Origin of the sequence: Paenibacillus sp. Soil766, from assembly GCF_001428105.1 — a bacterium.
GTDB lineage: Bacteria > Bacillota > Bacilli > Paenibacillales > NBRC-103111 > Paenibacillus_E.
Window position 1 is genome coordinate 75,026 of record NZ_LMSJ01000009.1, and the last position, 14,151, is coordinate 89,176.

Sequence of the window (14,151 nt, forward strand, 5' to 3'; positions counted from 1 at the left end):
TTAATATTTAATGTTGTTAATCATTGAGATATCCGTGAATCTTTACTTCGACCTAGAAACCCTTAGAATAGAAGTATACTTTGAAATTTCAATGGGAGTTGATATATCATGTATTTGAGAAGACTAGAAGTTCAAAAGAACGAGCATTTCGATCCTGGAAAGTATCCTTTTTCCATACCGGCCATCCAATCGTTAACTTCGATTTCGTTTCAGAAGAATGTTACTTTTTTCGTGGGAGAGAATGGTTCAGGCAAATCAACAATCCTTGAAGCCATCGCATACCAATGCGGGTTTAACACGGCGAGTGGTGGGAGAAACAATGTGTATGACGTCGATGCAGCTCATTCCACTCTGGGGGAGCATTTACGTCTGTCTTGGATGCCGAAGATTACGAATGGCTTTTTTCTGCGAGCAGAAACCTTTTATAACTTCGCTAGCTATTTAGACACGATGCCTGAAAGCCTCCCCTATTACGGAGGCCGCTCGTTACACGAGCAATCGCATGGTGAAGCGTTTCTCTCACTTTTTAAGCATCGGTTTGGGAAAAAGGCGATCTATCTATTAGATGAACCAGAAGCAGCTTTATCTCCAGCAAGACAGTTGGCCTTAATGCGGGTTATCAAAGATTTGGAGAAGGAAGCTCAGTTCATTATCGCTACGCATTCTCCGATATTGCTTGGATATCCAGATGCGGAGATTCTTAGTTTCGATGATCAACCCATAAGTGACATTCCATATGAGGAAACGCTTCACTATATGATCACCAAACGGTTTCTTGACAATAGAAAAATGATTCTAGATGAGCTGTTCAAAGATTGATTAAGATCAGCTCATTGTCGCTCAACTACTTGAGAATTGTAAGTGGTTCGAAATTGGGATAGACATACGGCGAACTTGGCGCCTCAATTTTCTCAATTTTAGCAGCTTCTATTTTGAAAATATCGTTGCCATTGTAATGACCATTCTGAATGGTTCCGGTAACTTTCACCCACATATCTTGCGGGTAATTTGTCGCTGTAGGGAACTCCACCAAGACCCCGTATGGAGAAGCATCCGCTGAGCAGCAACTAACCGCGAATCGGCCAACTACGATTTGATCCGTCCTCATTTTGTCCTCTTCACGATACACAAATCCTGTTAACTCTATTTCCTTACCTATAAAGTTATCCTGGAATAGATCTATCGTCGACAGGATCTCCATGTAAATATCTGGCTGCACGAGAATACGATCCTTTTGATAAAGAATGACGCCCATCTTGGCAAAGTCTTCGTTCCACTCGTCAGGGGACTTAAATAGCTGCTCAATCTCAGACTCTGGCTGAGCTGTTTGTGCAGCTTCAGGCTGACTATCTCGCAAAGTTTGACTGCTAGTGGCAGGTTTAGGGATGCTAGGCATATTATACGATTCGGTACGAGAAGTTGTCATACTGGTTGTGGCAGCAGAAAGATTCATCCCTTTGGCAGCGACCATGGAGCTATTTAACGCAGTATCTGGAAGTAGAAAGCCGATCATCAGTGGAAGAACGAGTATCCCATATGCCACACTATTTCGCAGGATGGATCGCGGAGCTTGCGGGTGGCAGTCACAGGCTACTGGTTTTCTCCAATAGGATCGAAGTGCCATGAAGCCTTGAAAACATGCGATGATATACAAGACAACGGAAGCTATTTTGACGTAAATCATCATACGCGGGGCGATATATAACTGTAGTGCATCTGATTTTGATAGGACAACAATATAGCTAGAGAACCCAAGCAAAATCAGTGTACGAAAAAAATGATGATAGCTGGATTTACGCGTGTGATTCACATGAATCCCTCCTAGAATTAGTTAAAAAATGTATTCCCAAAGCAATGAGCAAAGGAGCACCGTGCATGAGATTAATAATGTCAGAAGTAAGACGAATCTGATTTTAAACACAGAAAGCAACATTAGCGTACTTTTGAAATCCAACATAGGACCGAAGACAAGGAAAGTTAGCAATGAACTGGATGTAAATGAGGTTTGGAATGAGGAAGCTACGAATGCGTCTGATGTCGAACAAATGGAAAGAATATACGCCAAACCCATCATGAAAAAGTGAGAGGAAAGAGGGCCTTGCCCAATGGCAAGCAGGCTCTCGCGCTGCATGAACACTTGGATAAGTGCAGTGAGTAGTGCGCCAAAGACAAGAAATTTACCCATTTCAAAAAACTCGCTTGAGCTATGTACGAAAAATGTCATTACTTTACTGGGTTTACCATTTTGTTTGTGATGATGATCATGGTCATGATGATGATGATGATGATGATGATGATGGTGATGGTGATGGACCTCATGCAGAGGCACTTTCGATTCCTGATTTGGAGCTAGTCTTAAAGGACTTTTCTTTACTAGCCGATAGAGAATCAAACCAATAATGATGACTACAAGGAAGGCAAGTCCCATTCGGGAGTAGGCGATGGAAGGGTGATTGCGAAACGCCATCAGTGTAGCCGCGAATACAATTGGATTGAGTATGGGGCCAGCGACAATAAAGACAACGGCAATGTAAACGGGCATGCCTTTTAAGATCAGTCTACGAACAATCGGAATCATACCACATTCACACATGGGGAAAAGAATTCCTATTAAACAAGCAAATAATATACCAAGAATGGGGTTCCGAGGTGTGAAGCGGCGAATGGTTGACTCGGGCACGAATGTTTGTAGCAAGGACGAGAGCAGTACGCCAAGTAAAATAAACGGTAATGCTTCAAGAATAAGGCTGATGAAAATTGTTTTAAAAGATTGCAGGCGGTCAACTGTAAAAAAGTTGTCTAGAAATGCAATAGGATAGGAATTACTTAGCATGTTGGAGACTCCTTTGTGTCCACATAGTTAAATTTTAAAAGTAATATTTACGATTAAAATCATAAGCTAATTTGGTATTTCTTGCAAGCACGATATTGACAGGATGGAAAAAGCAAGTTATATTACATTTTGTAATGCGTAAATTTTACTATTAAAAGTCGCCAAATGAGCTGATAATGGTGAATTTTCCTAGTTAGTAAATGAGCTTCCATTCATTCTATGATATATTCGTAAAATTTACGCATAAAATTCGAGGGAGTTGAAGTAATGTTAATTGCCTCTATGCAGCAGGTGGAGTTCGGGTATGCGGATACTCCCTGTATTCAAGATGCACAAGTGGACATCCAGTCTGGTGAATTCGTTGCTGTCATTGGACCCAATGGCGCAGCAAAATCGACCTTATTAAAACTCATGCTGGGTTTGATTGTGCCATGGAATGGTCATACGTTTTTATCACAGACGAATTCGAGAGGAGAGAAATTGCAAGTAGGCTACGTATCCCAGCAGATCGCAGGTTTCAATAGTGGTTTTCCAAGCAACATCTTGGAGTTTGTTCGCTCAGGTAGATTTTCCCGGGTTCCTCTGTTTAGCAAACTACGCAAGAATGATGAAGATGTAACCGAGACATCCCTTCGACAACTGGGGATGTGGGATATGCGCAAACGGAGAATCGGTGAGTTATCCGGTGGTCAGAAGCAGCGGATTTGTATAGCTCGAGCACTAGCGCAAGAACCAGATCTGCTTGTACTGGATGAGCCAACAACAGGTATGGATTATGATAGCCGTATAGGATTCTATCAACTGATGCATCTTCAAGTGAAGACGCTGGGCAGAACGGTTGTCATGGTCACACATAATCTGGAAGAGGTGCTTCCTTACATTAACAGAGTCATTGCACTAGAGAGAAAGGAGGAAGGGGGATGGAAATGCTGCACTACGACTTCATGCAACGGGCATTTTGTGCCGGTGGGCTAATAGCCATCATCGCTTCGTTACTAGGTGTGTATCTGATGCTTCGCCGACAAGCGTTAATGGCCGATATGCTTTCACACGTTTCGTTAGCTGGTGTGGCTGGTGGTGCGTATCTCCATATTCATCCAACAATAGGCGGCTTTGTCGTAGCAACGCTAGGTGCTGTCCTTGTCGAATACGTCAGGCGGTCGTATAAAGCCTTTAGTGAGATTTCAGTCGCGATTATTATGATCGGGGGTCTATCGTCAGCCGTTATTATCATGAGCTTAAGTCCCAGCATGAACAAGGGTTTATCCTCTTATTTATTCGGGTCTGTTGTGGCTGTAAACGAAACAGAACTTGTGCTCATGTTTATTGTAGCAGTTATCGGCGGCTTATTTTTCTACCTCTTTCGTCGTCAACTGTACCAAATCAGCTTCGATGAAGATACTGCGAGAACGAATGGCATTCCTGTCAAATGGATTTCACTTGGATTTAGCGTCTTAACAGGGATGATTGTTTCAGCAGCTATGCCAATCGTTGGGGTATTGCTTGTTTCATCGCTCATTGTACTTCCTGCTGCCTTAGCCATACGCATTGCACGCAGTTTTACAGCTTCTCTTTTGATTGCAATGGGAGTGGGGTTACTAGGTGTGTTTTCAGGTCTTACAGCATCCTATTCATTCAGTACACCGCCAGGCGGAACGATCGCGATCCTACTATTGTTCATTCTTATCTTAGGCTTAGGTATCCAGAAGGTTGTGGTGCGAATCCGTAAAACAACGAATAAGAGTATTGTTGAAGATAGAGTCCCCGTGCCTGTATTTCAAACTAATTAGGAGGAATTAATAGATGAAAACGTTATGGCTTACAAAATCACTGATGCTTACTGGCCTATCAACCATGCTGATGACAGGATGCGCAACGAACACCGCCTCAAGCGATGGTAAACTTGATGTCGTGACAAGCTTCTATCCGATGTATGAATTCACGAAACAAGTTGCTGGCGAGCATGCGAATGTTATCGCGTTAATACCAGCGGGTTCAGAGCCACATGATTGGGAACCGAGTGCCAAGGATATGAAAAAAGTGAAGGAAGCTGATGTATTTATTTACAATGGCATCGTTGAAGGGTGGGCAGAGCAGGCTTTGCAAAGCACTGCGAATACCAAGCGTGTTGTCGTTGAGGCGAGTAAGGGCATTGATCTCATTGAAGGTTTACATGAACAGGAGGAAGAGGGAGAAGGTCATAGTCATGATTTGGATCCTCACGTTTGGTTATCCCCGTCGTTAGCTCAACGTGAAGTAGAAGCGATCGCACAAGGACTGATAGCGGTAGATCCCACACATAAGGATGATTATCGGAGTAACGCTGATACGTATATCGCTAAACTCAAAGCGCTGGATGAAACGTTCCGTAATACGCTTGCAACTGTGAAACATAAAGAGTTCGTAACCCAACATGCGGCATTTGGGTATTTGGCCAAAGAATATGGATTAACGCAAGTTCCTATCGCTGGTCTTTCCCCGGAAGAAGAGCCCGCTCCTGACAAAATGGCGGATATCATTCAATTTGCGAGAGAGAAGCAAGTGAAAACGATCTTTTTTGAAACGTTAGTGGATCCTAAGGTTGCGACAACTATTGCCAAGGAAATCAACGCCCATACGGATGTCCTTAACCCACTTGAAGGTTTAACAGCTGAAGACAAGAAGAATAACCTGGATTACATAAGTGTCATGACGAACAATCTCCAAGCATTGAAGAAAGCCTTAGTTGAATAACAATGAATGGTTAGCTTGATGTGATGATGTAATGCAAACCTAAGTTTGCTTTTTATTTGAGATAAATACGTAAAATTTACGATTAATCGAAAGGGGGCATTGTCTATGCAGACAATACCTGTGACAGTACTAAGCGGTTATTTGGGAGCCGGAAAAACAACCTTGTTGAACCATATTCTACATAATCGAAATGGTTTGAAAGTAGCCGTGATTGTGAATGATTTAAGTGATGTTAATATCGATGCGGATCTCATTAGACAAGGCAATGGACTCTCTCGTACAGAGGAAAGTTTAATTGAAATGTCCAACGGTTGCATATGCTGCACCTTGCGCGACGATCTGTTGAAGGAAGTTGAACGGCTTGCCAAAGAAAACAAATTTGATTATATTCTGATCGAATCTACAGGTGTTGGTGAACCGTTGCCTGTTGCTCAAACCTTCACCTATTCGGACGAAGAACAAGGTATTGATCTTTCCCAACTGTGTCGATTGGACTGTATGGTGACCGTTGTGGATGCTTACCGATTCTGGACAGATTATTTCTCAGGAGAAACGCTGCTCGAACGAAGTCAAGCTGTTGGCGATCATGACACGCGAGAAGTTGTTGATCTGTTGATCGATCAGATTGAATTTTGTGATGTTCTTATTTTGAATAAATGTGATAAGTTGGAGGCAGAGGAATTGAATGAGTTAGAAAGTGTACTCCGACTACTACAACCTAGGGCAAAGTTTATTCGCTCAATACAAGGTCAGGTAGATCCTGCTGAAATTATGAATACACAGTTGTTCAACTTCGATGAAGTTAGTGCGTCACCTGGTTGGATGCGAGAATTGGAGAAAGGATCACACACACCTGAAACGGAAGAATACGGCATTTCTTCTTTCGTTTATGAAAGAGCTCGCCCCTTTGAGCCGTCGCGACTAATGTCTTGGATGGCAGACTGGCCAGCAGAAATCGTCAGATCCAAAGGGATTATGTGGTTGGCAACGCGCCAACATTACGCTCAAAGCCTCAGCCAAGCGGGGCCGTCTATCCGTTTTGGTCCTTCTGGCTATTGGATTGCAGCGCTTCCTGAAGAGGAAAGAATAGCTGTTCTGGAAGAGGATGCCGATGCACTCACACATTGGGATGACACTTATGGGGATCGAATCAATCAAATCGTTTTCATTGGCATTGATATGGATCGTGATGAAATTATGACATCCCTTGATGCATGTTTATTGACAGATGCTGAGATGCTAGGAGATTGGAAGGAGTTCCGCGATGAGCTGCCTAATATCATCATGGAACTCGAGGAAGTCTGTGTCCTATAGTTCAATTGAGCTGTGTTATACAGCACTATACAAAAGGTGGTTTGGGCTGAGCGGCACTGGAAGATGCGTTGCAAGCTTATCGTCCTGACTCCCGGCTTTAAGGCCCGAAAAGGGCGATCCGCGGCAGCACGTGAACAACCAATAGCGCCCCAAAAGGGCGCTATTACCTCAGTATCGCTGCCCTAGCGGCGGCTTCGCCCGACTTAAGGCCCGAAAAGGGCCTTATAGGCATGCGTGGCAGCACACGAACAGCCAATAGCGCCCCAAAAGGGCGCTATTACCTCAGTATCGCTGCCCTAGCGGCGGCTTCGCCTGCTTTGGGAACAGTATTTGTTAAAACAGTCTCCTTGCCGTAACAAATCGCTTCTTCCACTTCTCGTCGAATGCTGTGATGTGAACACCTAGCTCTTTGGAATACGTTTGAAGGATCCGACCATTGCCTGCATAAATACCTACATGACCGATATCGAGCCCGCGTGCCGTGAAAAAGAGGAGATCCCCTTTGCGAATGTCGTCAATCCCAACTTCTTTCCCTTGCCGTGCTTGGTCATAAGAAACTCGTGGCAAATCTATGGACAATATGTTGTCAAAAACGTATTGAACGAAAGATGAGCAATCGAATGTATGCGTTTGCCCTGGAGCAGCACCGAACTCGTAAGGTGTTCCAACAAATTTAGACCCGAAGGTAATTAAAGCATCTGCTTGCTTCGCCTCTATCGACGTGTTCGTGTAATCCGAATACATCGGGGCAGAGGAGATGAAACCTATTGTACCGTCTTGTACTTGCACCTCTAACCAATCCGAGTTGACTTCGCGAATGACGTGGATTTTTTCAGTTTTCGCAAGCATACGAATAATGTGGGTATCATTATCTTTAACTGGTGTGTCGCGTAAATTGACACCATATAGGATCGTACTTTCATAGTCGTGAACAGATGAAATTGTAATTGAGCGAGAGTAGTCATGCCATTTTACAAGGTTACCTAGTGATTCACTAATAAATCGCAGTGGCATCATCGTAAAGCCTTCAATAATTTTACCAGGTATGGGCAGTTCTAACCGATCTTTATTTAAATAAGCAAATTTGTCTCCGATGTGATAACTTACCGTGGTTCCTTCTTTCAGAGCTGTCACTGTTCGCGTGTTCTCATTCCATGTAATTGTAGCGCCTTCCGCCTCAAATAGAGCTCGCATAGGCACGAGGCTGAAACCCTCTTCTATAACAGGAGATGTTTGAAAGGACAGCTGAAGACCGTCCAAATATACAGTAGGCGGTGCATTCTCCACTGCCTTTACAGCTGTTGCATGGAGCAGCATCGTACTCAGTAATGCAATAGAGGCACCTCGATAGAGCTGATTTCTAATCCTCATGTTTGTAGTCCTCATACTTTCTGTTAATGCCTATATATTTCGTTAAGCAAGATTTCCTTGTGTCCGTATGAGGTGGAGAGATGGGGGATTCACTTATTCAGCATGTAATAATAAAGAAGACTGCCCTAAAGTAGACGAATCTACTTATCGGACAGCCTCTTCGACGGTGCGTTAATTGATGGAGCTCTTGCCTTGAACCTTACTTCGCTCGGTAACTACCTCATCACATCATTGCAGTACTGATACTACAGTAAGTTGTATGCGGCACATCTCCTCGCCTCCATATGGATTCAATAACAAATTCCCTTGTGTAAATTGTCTGCGACACAACACCTCACCACTGCGTCACCGTCATAAAATAGTATGTCCGCTCTCCTCCAACAATATACACAGATTTGGTTAAAAGTAATCCTTCATGAATACATATAGAAACAATAAGGAAAAGGGGTGATGTACATGCGCCCAGGCTACGGCATGTTCCAACAGCAAACTGCGAAGATGCGGATAACACCTCAACTACGTAAAGCGATTACGATCCTCAAGCTCTCGACACCGGAATTGATGGAAGTTATTCACCAAGAGGTAACTGAAAACCCGGTATTGGAAATAGCCGGCAATACATGGGACGCTGACTACCACACGCCAACATTTTTCCAAGTAGCTAGAAGAACTGATGACAACTATGACCCTTTACTTCACGTGACATCGAATGAGGTATCCCTAGAGAGGCACTTAAAGGAGCAATTAGGTTTTATCAAAAAAATACCGCCACCCATTCGACAGACGGTCTTATTTATGGTTGGAAATCTAGACCGTAATGGCTATTTGAGATCCCCCTTGCCTGAAATTTCTGAGGTGTGTAAAATCGAGCTTTCTCAAGTAGAGCGTGCTTTAAAAATCTTGCAAAGTTGTGAACCATGCGGCGTAGGGGCACGGGATTTGAGGGAATGTTTGCTTCTTCAAGTCCAGTCGATGGCAGATTCCTTTCCATTAGTCTCTTTATTAATTCAAAATCATTTGAACGATATTGCGAATTTCCACATTCACAAATTAACGACGATGCTGAAGGTATCTACACAAGAAATTCAGTCTGCGATCGATGTAATCAAAGGGCTGAATCCCAGACCCGGCGCAGCCTTTCATATAGAAGCGGTTCATTATATCATTCCGGAAGTCATTATTGAAAAAGCAGGTGAACAGCTCATAGTACGGCTACTTCAAACAGCTTCGCCGCGACTTTCGCTTAATGGTTATTATGAACGAATGGTCATAACGACTAGTGACAATAACGAGTTAACTAGGTTTCTCTCTGGTAAATTACATGCCGCGAAGTTCTTCCTGAAGTGCTTGGAGCAAAGACGAAGAACGATAGTCCGTGTAGTGCAAGCGATTGTTGAGGAACAAAATGATTTTTTCTGGCATGGAGCCGTTTATCTTAAGCCAATGACCTTAAAGCAGATTGCTGATAAATTAGGTGTACATGAATCAACGGTAAGTCGCGCTACAACTGGGAAATACGCTCAAACCCCCTGGGGTATCTTCGAATTGAAATACTTCTTTCCCTCTGGGCTGCAAATGGATTTAGGGGATTCGGCTTCATCAGAACATGTGAAATCGAAAATCAAGGCATGGATTAGTGACGAAAACCCCAAAAAACCATATTCCGATCAAAAGCTGGCTGATCTGATGAGGGGGGAGGGCATCTCCATTTCGCGTCGCACCATAACCAAGTATCGGGAAGAACTCGGTATTTCTTCTTCTGTGAGAAGGAAACGCATATAGTTGGAAGGGAGGAGCGAGCGTATTCGGCAGTACATCACTTCAATGATTTGGTCCACAAGTTCATGTCCTCAAATTTATCATAAATATCACAATTTTTCGTAAGTCTGCCGTAATATCGGTACCCCAGTTGGTAGAACACTGCATTCATACTGAAAGAAAGAGCCCTTGATAAAGAATAAGCGCAAGTAACTTGCCGCGCAATCAATTCATCTTCCAAAGCATGTATCAGCAGTCGCATGAGACCTTGATTACGATAAGCCGGGAGCGTAGCACAATCCGTCATTTCAGCATTCGCGTAGACCGAATTGATCTCTGCGGAAGCGGCGCTTATGAGTTGATCCTGCAATTCGATGAGATAATAGATTGTTCCTTCCCGCATCGTTTTCTCTACATACATGGAATCATTCATCGGTGTCGGATAGGTTTGGAAAATGTGGCTGTACAGAAGGGAGAGCTGTTCCGCATCCTCCAATCGAGCTAGTCGCATCGTCATACTGCTGGGAATCAATGGACGATCGAACTTAACCGGAAGAGTAAGAACTTGCTGAAGAATCTGATCTTCTTCAAGCCAGTAGTCGCTAGTCCGACGCGCGAGGTCATCATACATGGCCATACAGTAGGCATCGTTTCCATTAAAATATCCTTTATAAATACCTTCCAACATACATCCCTTCGATAAAAAAGACTGCCAATCCACTTCTCGTGATTTGATAAACACCTTGGTCAAAGCATGTGTTTTGGCTATTTCGACTACTCGCGTATAAATGACATCTATCTTTCCCGAATAGTCATCCACCCGCAGCCTTTTATTCGTAAAATCAAGGCAAAACATAATCCTATACTCGGTACCGTTCTCAACTTGATTCGTATAGGTTGGCAGATCACTTGGCATACAGCATCCCCCTTAACCCTCAATTTGCTGCAAAAATCTAACAACTGCCAAAAATTTTGCGGCTTTACCGCCTAATGAGCCTACGGAGTGCACAAATACCCCGTGAGGAAAGTTGGCATCCTTTTTGCATGAGTACCCGTTAGGCGTAAGAATGTTCTATACCATATGAGGGAGGTAGCACGCATATGAATTGCATGTGGTGTGAAACGGAAGATATACGTGAAAGTGTGAAAGATTGCTACTGGATTATGCCTGATGGGAGACTTGCGGTTCAAATACTTGACATTCCTGCGCTTGAATGTGCCAACTGCCGTACGTATGTCTTAGAGAGCACTGCTCAACAAATTGAAGAGACCTTATATTGGCATGATGTTTCTGCACTTGGAACAGCATTTCGTTATGAAGATCTATTAAAGGCTCCGCGGGTTAAGAATATGTTTCTCAAATAGAACCTTAGCCGCAAAATTTGTGGGGGTGCCTTATGAAGCGAGAGCATGTGATCAAGCCAGTTATGGATCACCATTATCCCACGATTCAATATGGGAAAGGCGTGTATCTCTACGATGAGCAAGGCAAAGCCTATATCGACGGTTGCTCGGGAGCGGTGACAGCTGGCTTAGGGCACGGAGTACAAGAAATCATCGATGCGATGATGGAGCAAGCGAACAAGGTTTCCTTCGTGTACCGTTCACAGTTTACAAGTGAGCCTGCTGAGAAACTGGCAGCCAAACTGAGCGAACTTGCCCCTGGCAACGATTATTGGAGCTTCTTTGTGAACAGTGGATCAGAAGCTACGGAAACGGCGATGAAGATTGCTATCCAGCATTGGCAGGAGAAAGGGAGACCTGGTAAAAATAAAGTAATTTCTAGGCGAATGAGCTATCACGGTATTACGCTAGGTGCACTTTCGATGTCAGGTCACGTTCTGAGAAGAAGGAGATTCATCCCCTTATTGGAAGATTTCCCAGTTGTTATGCCCCCATATTGCTACCGTTGTCCATTAGGGCAAACCGTAGGGAATTGTCAATTAGCGTGTGCAGACGATTTGGCAACTGCGATTAAGCGGATCGGAGCAGAACATATCGCCGCGTTCATCGCGGAGCCGATCATCGGAGCTGCGGGGGGAGCGATTGTACCGCCAGAAGGCTATTACAAGAGGATAAAAGCAATTTGCGAACAGTATGATATCTTATTTATCGCCGATGAGGTCATGACCGGAATTGCCCGAACGGGAGCCATGTTCGGTATGCAGCACGATGAGGTTGAGCCCGATCTTATGGCATTGGGCAAAGGGATGAGCGCCGGCTATACGCCGATGGCTGCAACACTTGTCAAAGATCATGTGATGGAGCCCATTCTGAAGGGGAGTAAAAGTATCATGTCTGGCCATACGTACAGCGCCAATCCGCAATCTGCTGCGGTATCGTTAGCGGTTCTTACCTATATCGAAATGCATCAGTTAGTCAGCGCAGCAGAAATTAAAGGTGTCTATTTATTGAACCTACTGCGTCAATTGGCAGATGGGATTGAGATCATTGGTGATGTGAGAGGCAGAGGATTGCTGCTGGCGATCGAATTTGTTGCGGATCGGACTACTAAACAAACATTTCCACCAGGATTACGTGTTGCATCGCGAATTATTGAGAATGCCTTTCAGAAAGGGTTGCTTGTTTACCCGGCTGCTGGAGCGATCGACGGGGAGGGGGATGCGATTATCATCGCACCGCCTTTCATTATCTCCGAATCGGAAATGGACCAACTTGTGCAGATATTATCTGATTCCATTCGGGAAGTCATGGCGGAGATTACCCCATCCACATCGGAGGAGATATGATGGTGCCAAGTGAGAATTCACGTGAGAACGAAGGCGACGGCAAAGTGAGAAGCTTGGATGATGCGCTTGAAACGATATCTAATGGCTGTACATTGATGTTCGGCGGGTTTGGAGGAATCGGAACACCGCCAACATTAGTCGAGGGCATCCTCCAAAAAGGCGTTGAGGACTTAACCATTATTGGAAATGATACGGGATTTCCCCACATCGGTATTGGCCGTTTAATCACGGCAGGACGAGTGAAGAAAGTCATCGCTTCTCATATCGGCTCTAATCCTAACGCTGGTCAAATGATGGAGCAGGGCACCATGGAGGTCGTCTTTTATCCGCAAGGAACACTATGTGAGAAAATTCGGGCCGGCGGTGTTGGTTTAGGAGGGATCTTAGTGGATGTCGGTATCGGAACCATCATGGAGCAGGGGAAGGACACCGTAACCATCGACGAGAAAACATATCTGGTAGAGCCAGCACTGACAGCGGATGTTGCCATCGTACATGCGAAAAAAGCCGATCCGTTTGGGAACCTTGTTTACGATAAAAGCGGTAGAAATCTGAATCCGCTCGTTGCCATGGCTGGCAAAATAACGATTGCCGAAGTCGATGAGATTGTACCACTCGGCGACTTAGACCCTGAAAGTATTGTCACACCAGGCATTTTCGTAGATATGGTGATCTTGAGCAGAGGGGTGACTTGGGAATGGGTATGGGAAAAGACACCCGCAACCGAATAGCAAAGCGGGCTGCTCAGGAGTTGAAGAACGGCATGGCTGTCAATCTCGGTATCGGTATTCCGACGAAGGTTGCGGATTATGTGCCGGACGGTATTCATGTCGTATTTCATGCAGAGAATGGGATATTGAGCGCTGGTGGCGCGCCGCTTCAAGGAGAGGAAGATGCATTTCTGTGCAACGCTGGCGGATATCCCATCACGATTCATCCAGGTGCATCCTACTGCGATAGTGCGATTGCTTTTGCCATGATACGAAGAGGCTGTATCGATATTACGATACTTGGGGCTCTTGAGGTGAGTGAGCGAGGAGATCTCGCGAATTGGATCGTACCTGGGAAGCGTGTAGCTGGAATTGGAGGAGCGATGGAGCTTGCGCAAAAAGCCAAAAAAGTCATCGTTCTGATGAACCATGTGAACCGTAATGGCGAGTCTAAGGTGAAAAAACAATGTGACTTGCCCTTAACTGCGGTGGCTTGTGTGAAATTGATTATAACGGAAATGGCTGTCATAGAGGTTTCGGAGCAGGGTTTGATTTTAAAAGAAGTCATGCTGCCCTATACGATAGATGAGGTTGTCCGACATACGGAAGCTGCCTTGCTTATTCCTGAAACCATTTTGTACATCCCTTAATAAGTCAGTGTAAGGCTTGAAGGAGGGAAATC

At 44.5% G+C, this 14,151-nt stretch carries 14 protein-coding genes; 10 read left to right on the plus strand and 4 right to left on the minus strand.

Annotated elements, in window-relative coordinates; translation table 11 throughout:
* The first annotated feature begins 108 nt into the window (after positions 1–108).
* Positions 109–819: an AAA family ATPase gene (locus ASG89_RS07920; protein WP_057310058.1), complete on the plus strand. Its 711-nt coding sequence runs from the start codon at positions 109–111 to the stop codon at positions 817–819.
* A gap of 25 nt (positions 820–844) precedes the next feature.
* Here the strand turns inward: ASG89_RS07920 and ASG89_RS07925 are convergent, their stop codons facing one another.
* A complete protein-coding gene (locus ASG89_RS07925) occupies positions 845–1,810 on the minus strand; it encodes a TIGR03943 family putative permease subunit (protein ID WP_057310059.1) in 966 nt (321 codons plus the stop codon).
* A gap of 21 nt (positions 1,811–1,831) precedes the next feature.
* Complete coding sequence (locus ASG89_RS07930; protein WP_082592871.1) at positions 1,832–2,833, minus strand: permease; 1,002 nt, start codon at positions 2,831–2,833, stop codon at positions 1,832–1,834.
* A gap of 267 nt (positions 2,834–3,100) precedes the next feature.
* On the opposite strand from ASG89_RS07930, the gene ASG89_RS07935 reads away from it, so the two are divergent.
* The 4 genes from ASG89_RS07935 to ASG89_RS07950 all read left to right on the plus strand — a co-directional run bounded on the left by ASG89_RS07935 (position 3,101) and on the right by ASG89_RS07950 (position 6,880).
* The gene (locus ASG89_RS07935; RefSeq protein WP_057310060.1) at positions 3,101–3,808 is read left to right on the plus strand and encodes a metal ABC transporter ATP-binding protein; all 708 of its coding nucleotides are present in this window, start codon (positions 3,101–3,103) and stop codon (positions 3,806–3,808) included.
* On the plus strand, positions 3,754–4,623 hold the full coding sequence (locus ASG89_RS07940; RefSeq protein WP_057310061.1) for a metal ABC transporter permease: 870 nt from the start codon (positions 3,754–3,756) through the stop codon (positions 4,621–4,623). Before ASG89_RS07935 ends, ASG89_RS07940 begins: the two co-directional genes overlap by 55 nt.
* A 13-nt stretch (positions 4,624–4,636) precedes the next feature.
* A complete protein-coding gene (locus ASG89_RS07945) occupies positions 4,637–5,566 on the plus strand; it encodes a metal ABC transporter substrate-binding protein (protein WP_057310062.1) in 930 nt (309 codons plus the stop codon).
* 105 nt (positions 5,567–5,671) lie between these two features.
* On the plus strand, positions 5,672–6,880 hold the full coding sequence (locus ASG89_RS07950; protein ID WP_057310063.1) for a GTP-binding protein: 1,209 nt from the start codon (positions 5,672–5,674) through the stop codon (positions 6,878–6,880).
* Between the two features lie 333 nt (positions 6,881–7,213).
* On the opposite strand, the gene ASG89_RS07955 is transcribed toward ASG89_RS07950, so the two are convergent.
* Complete coding sequence (locus ASG89_RS07955) at positions 7,214–8,251, minus strand: stalk domain-containing protein (RefSeq protein WP_057310064.1); 1,038 nt, start codon at positions 8,249–8,251, stop codon at positions 7,214–7,216.
* 456 nt (positions 8,252–8,707) lie between these two features.
* Between ASG89_RS07955 and rpoN the strand changes: the two genes are divergently transcribed.
* Entirely contained in the window at positions 8,708–10,033 is a 1,326-nt protein-coding gene (gene rpoN, locus ASG89_RS07960) for an RNA polymerase factor sigma-54 (RefSeq protein WP_057310065.1), read from the plus strand.
* Between the two features lie 34 nt (positions 10,034–10,067).
* Here the strand turns inward: rpoN and ablB are convergent, their stop codons facing one another.
* The gene (gene ablB, locus ASG89_RS07965; RefSeq protein WP_082592875.1) at positions 10,068–10,925 is read right to left on the minus strand and encodes a putative beta-lysine N-acetyltransferase; all 858 of its coding nucleotides are present in this window, start codon (positions 10,923–10,925) and stop codon (positions 10,068–10,070) included.
* Positions 10,926–11,110: 185 nt separating this feature from the next.
* On the opposite strand from ablB, the gene ASG89_RS07970 reads away from it, so the two are divergent.
* Genes ASG89_RS07970 through ASG89_RS07985 form a run of 4 tightly spaced genes read left to right on the plus strand, consistent with a single transcriptional unit; the run spans position 11,111 to position 14,119 of the window.
* Entirely contained in the window at positions 11,111–11,374 is a 264-nt protein-coding gene (locus ASG89_RS07970; RefSeq protein ID WP_056621642.1) for a YokU family protein, read from the plus strand.
* 32 nt (positions 11,375–11,406) lie between these two features.
* Complete coding sequence (locus tag ASG89_RS07975; RefSeq protein ID WP_057310066.1) at positions 11,407–12,759, plus strand: aspartate aminotransferase family protein; 1,353 nt, start codon at positions 11,407–11,409, stop codon at positions 12,757–12,759.
* The gene (locus tag ASG89_RS07980) at positions 12,756–13,490 is read left to right on the plus strand and encodes a CoA transferase subunit A (protein ID WP_414813250.1); all 735 of its coding nucleotides are present in this window, start codon (positions 12,756–12,758) and stop codon (positions 13,488–13,490) included. Before ASG89_RS07975 ends, ASG89_RS07980 begins: the two co-directional genes overlap by 4 nt.
* Entirely contained in the window at positions 13,457–14,119 is a 663-nt protein-coding gene (locus ASG89_RS07985; RefSeq protein WP_057310068.1) for a 3-oxoacid CoA-transferase subunit B, read from the plus strand. Before ASG89_RS07980 ends, ASG89_RS07985 begins: the two co-directional genes overlap by 34 nt.
* The last annotated feature ends 32 nt before the right edge of the window (positions 14,120–14,151 follow it).

Excerpts from the sequence above, each read along its gene's own strand:
- ASG89_RS07920 (WP_057310058.1), top strand. The coding sequence starts at position 109 with ATGTATTTGAGAAGACTAGAAGTTCAAAAGAACGAGCATTTCGATCCT.
- ASG89_RS07930 (WP_082592871.1), bottom strand. The coding sequence starts at position 2,833 with ATGCTAAGTAATTCCTATCCTATTGCATTTCTAGACAACTTTTTTACA.
- ASG89_RS07935 (WP_057310060.1), top strand. The coding sequence starts at position 3,101 with ATGTTAATTGCCTCTATGCAGCAGGTGGAGTTCGGGTATGCGGATACT.
- ASG89_RS07940 (WP_057310061.1), top strand. The coding sequence starts at position 3,754 with ATGGAAATGCTGCACTACGACTTCATGCAACGGGCATTTTGTGCCGGT.
- ASG89_RS07945 (WP_057310062.1), top strand. The coding sequence starts at position 4,637 with ATGAAAACGTTATGGCTTACAAAATCACTGATGCTTACTGGCCTATCA.
- ASG89_RS07950 (WP_057310063.1), top strand. The coding sequence starts at position 5,672 with ATGCAGACAATACCTGTGACAGTACTAAGCGGTTATTTGGGAGCCGGA.
- ASG89_RS07955 (WP_057310064.1), bottom strand. The coding sequence starts at position 8,251 with ATGAGGATTAGAAATCAGCTCTATCGAGGTGCCTCTATTGCATTACTG.
- rpoN (WP_057310065.1), top strand. The coding sequence starts at position 8,708 with ATGCGCCCAGGCTACGGCATGTTCCAACAGCAAACTGCGAAGATGCGG.
- ablB (WP_082592875.1), bottom strand. The coding sequence starts at position 10,925 with ATGCCAAGTGATCTGCCAACCTATACGAATCAAGTTGAGAACGGTACC.
- ASG89_RS07970 (WP_056621642.1), top strand. The coding sequence starts at position 11,111 with ATGAATTGCATGTGGTGTGAAACGGAAGATATACGTGAAAGTGTGAAA.
- ASG89_RS07975 (WP_057310066.1), top strand. The coding sequence starts at position 11,407 with ATGAAGCGAGAGCATGTGATCAAGCCAGTTATGGATCACCATTATCCC.
- ASG89_RS07980 (WP_414813250.1), top strand. The coding sequence starts at position 12,756 with ATGATGGTGCCAAGTGAGAATTCACGTGAGAACGAAGGCGACGGCAAA.
- ASG89_RS07985 (WP_057310068.1), top strand. The coding sequence starts at position 13,457 with ATGGGTATGGGAAAAGACACCCGCAACCGAATAGCAAAGCGGGCTGCT.